This window comes from Citrobacter sp. HN-141, assembly GCF_033341895.1.
GTDB lineage: Bacteria > Pseudomonadota > Gammaproteobacteria > Enterobacterales > Enterobacteriaceae > Citrobacter.
The window spans coordinates 1-216 of sequence record NZ_JAWPBF010000076.1; the positions used below are offsets into that span (position 1 = coordinate 1).

At 58.3% G+C, this 216-nt stretch carries 1 pseudogene; it reads right to left on the bottom strand.

Going from position 1 to position 216, the window contains the following annotated elements:
• Positions 1-216 (bottom strand): annotated as a pseudogene (locus RYZ59_RS24650) (DUF3944 domain-containing protein); the annotation flags it as partial.

A 216-nucleotide genomic window follows, 5' to 3' on the forward strand; every position in this document is an offset into this window, starting at 1 on the left:
CCAGAGAGAACTGAGCACCCAGCCCACGGGACCGGCAAAAGCGCCCATGGTACGCGTCAGCATGGCATTTCCTGCAATGGTCAGCCCTCTGCCTAACAGGGCTTTCGCCACACCATTTGTGACAACAAGTGCCATCTGATAGGCCGCAAACCCGGATGTTTTTATCCCCGCCTGGATTGCCATGGTCAGCAACTCCGGCGTGGGGTTGCTGTAGCC